This window comes from Paratractidigestivibacter sp. (genome assembly GCF_052362415.1).
GTDB lineage: Bacteria > Actinomycetota > Coriobacteriia > Coriobacteriales > Atopobiaceae > Paratractidigestivibacter.
On record NZ_DAWEMK010000142.1, the window covers coordinates 490 to 2,965 of the forward strand.

Consider the following 2,476-nt stretch of genomic DNA (forward strand, 5'->3'; position numbering starts at 1 on the left):
CTGCGGGTTGCCGATGATGCCGTTGGCCGCCTCGAAGCAGCCGCCGGGGTTGAGCCGGCAGCAGACCATGCGCGGCAGCTCGCCGCCGAGCGCGCGCCCGAGGCAATCGACCATGTCGAGGCTGTCGAGGTTGATGATGGCGCCGAGGTCGCGAGCCTGGCGGTAGTCCTCGTCCGGGGTGTCGTTGCTCGAGAGCATGATGTCCCCGCCGGTGACGCCGCAGGCCTCCGCGAGCGTGAGCTCGGTGCCGGTCGCGCAGTCGCAGCCGCAGCCCTCCTCGGCGAGGATGCTCACGATCCAAGGGTTGGGGGTGGCCTTCACGGCGAAGTACTCCTTGAACCCCGGGTTCCACGAGAACGCCTGGTTGAGCGCACGGGCGCGTCGGCGAATCTCCGCCTCGTCATAGAGGTAGAACGGAGTGGGGTGCTCGGCGCAGACGGCCTCGAGCTTCTCTTTGCTTATGAAGGGGCGCTTGTCCATGCGCGCGTCTCCTTGCTCTCGAATTCCTCGGGCGGGCGCGCGATCAGGCGGGCTGCCGGCAAAGAAGCCGGTCCCAGGTGATAGCGCTCCCGCGACGTATTGTCGCAGACAGTCCTGAGGGTATTTCCCGCAGGCCCACCGCATAGCCGTGCCCGGCTCGTGCAGTTCGGCGGGCCTCGCCTCCGCTCGGGGTGCTTGCGCCTGCCGGCTCCCCCGGGCTTCTTCGTGCCCGCTCCTCTATCGATGAGAAGACCCTAGCACCGCCCGCCGTGCGGCTCAACCCAGAACACGCAGACGAAACACTACGGCTAACTTTGCCGAGCGAAGAGCGGATAAGGCGTAGACTCCTGCACAACTACTGTTTGATCGGGAGGTGTCGTGGACCAGCAAATCGCAAAGGCCGCCAAGGAGTACGCGCGCGAGGCGCACGAGGAGGAGCTCGAGCTCTTAAGGCGGCTCGCAAAGATCCCGGCCCCGTCCGGCAAGGAGGGAAAGCGCGCCGCCTTCGTTAAGGGGTGGCTCCGGGAGGCGGGCGCGGACAGTGCCTTCATCGACCCCGCGGGCAACGTCATCTGCAGGCTCGAGGGCAAGGACCGCAACACGGCGTCGGTCTTCTCGGCGCACATGGACGTCGTGGCGAAGGACGAGGAGACCCTCCCCTTGCGCGAGGACAAGGCCCGAATCTACGCGCCCGGTGTGGGCGACGACACCGCCAACCTCACGGGCCTTTTGATGGCGACCAAGTGGATACTGGCCCACAAGCCGCCCCTCAAACACGACGTCTGGGTGGTGGCGAACACCTGCGAGGAGGGCCTGGGCAATCTCGCGGGGACGCGCAGGCTCATCGTGGATTTGAGGGAGGCCGGCCTTGAGGTCGCCGACTTCACCGCGTTCGACCTGTACCTCGGTCAGCACATAACCCGCGCGGTGGGGTCCCACCGCTGGCGCGTCGAGGTCGAGACGCAGGGCGGCCACTCATGGGAGGACGCGGGGCGCCAAAGCGCCGTCGAGTCCGTCTGCCGCGTCGTCGAGGGGCTCTACGCAATTCCTCTGCCCGATGAGGGAAAGACGACCGTCAACGTCGGCGCGATTGAGGGGGGCGGCGCGGTGAACGCCATCGCCTCGAGGGCGTCCGCACTACTCGAGTATCGCTCCGCGAGGCAAGAGAACCTGGATTACATGGACGAGAAATTCAAGGAGATAGTGAGGTCGGCCCGCACCGGGGACGCCGACGTCGAGGTCAAGCTCATCGGCGACCGCCCCGCAAGCCTGGCCTCGCAACCCGAGGGCCAGTCTGGCCTCGTCGACCTGGGGGATGAGGCGATCCGGGCGCTCGGGGGCGTTGAGCCCGCCCACCAAGAGTCGTCCACCGACGCGAATATCCCGCTATCGCTCGGCGTCCCGGCCCATACCGTGGGGGCCGTATCGGGAGCCTTGCTCCACACGCGAGAGGAATGGATCGACAAGCACAGCTTGGAGCCCGGTCTCGCGCTTGTCCTGGGGCTCATGCTGTCCACCTGCGCCGAGGGCGGACAGATGAAGGGCTAAAGAAAAAGGAGCCTTTCTCGGCTCCCCAACCTCTTTGGAACTATGCGCGGTAATTGACCAGAATGCTCGAGTCGCTGTGATTCCTGGCGTGGCTCGCGAACCAATCGTCGACCTCACGGAATAGCCAACTTGGGGAATCCGCGAAGAAGTCCTTCTCGTGGTTATCAAACTTCGCACGGTATTCACCGCCGACCAACCAGCCGTTGCGGCACGCCTCGTAGACCTTACGCTGCTTATCGTTCAGATTCTTAATGGACATTGTGTTCTCCTCTCTTTGTCCTTTGTTGTTATCTGTAGGATACCCCGGGCAGCGCTGAGCGCCTGTAAGAACCTTGTCTTGTGATAGTCATGTGATGATGTATATACTGAATATATATCATGCGTCTCTCAGAAAGATATTTCATATGAATATCAAACAGCTCGAGTACTTCATCGCCATCGCAGAGGA

Annotated in this window: 2 protein-coding genes, 1 pseudogene and 1 riboswitch; of the genes and pseudogenes, 1 reads left to right on the forward strand and 2 read right to left on the reverse strand. The window is 63.7% G+C overall.

Annotated elements, in window-relative coordinates; genetic code table 11:
* Window positions 1-480 (reverse strand): annotated as a pseudogene (locus ACT84W_RS09950) (diaminopimelate decarboxylase); the annotation flags it as partial.
* 73 nt (window positions 481-553) lie between these two features.
* Window positions 554-728: riboswitch (Lysine riboswitch) on the reverse strand.
* Window positions 729-858: 130 nt separating this feature from the next.
* Between ACT84W_RS09950 and ACT84W_RS09955 the strand changes: the two are divergent.
* Window positions 859-2,028: a M20/M25/M40 family metallo-hydrolase gene (locus ACT84W_RS09955; RefSeq protein ID WP_444329098.1), complete on the forward strand. Its 1,170-nt coding sequence runs from the start codon at window positions 859-861 to the stop codon at window positions 2,026-2,028.
* A 40-nt stretch (window positions 2,029-2,068) separates the two neighbouring features.
* Here ACT84W_RS09955 and ACT84W_RS09960 read toward each other — a convergent pair whose 3' ends face one another.
* Window positions 2,069-2,287 (reverse strand): hypothetical protein, encoded by a 219-nt coding sequence (locus ACT84W_RS09960; protein WP_417575456.1) that lies wholly within the window; start codon window positions 2,285-2,287, stop codon window positions 2,069-2,071.
* Between the last annotated feature and the right edge of the window lie 189 nt (window positions 2,288-2,476).

Bases quoted from the DNA above. Each gene is read 5' to 3' on its own strand.
- ACT84W_RS09960 (WP_417575456.1), bottom strand. From the start codon at position 2,287: ATGTCCATTAAGAATCTGAACGATAAGCAGCGTAAGGTCTACGAGGCG.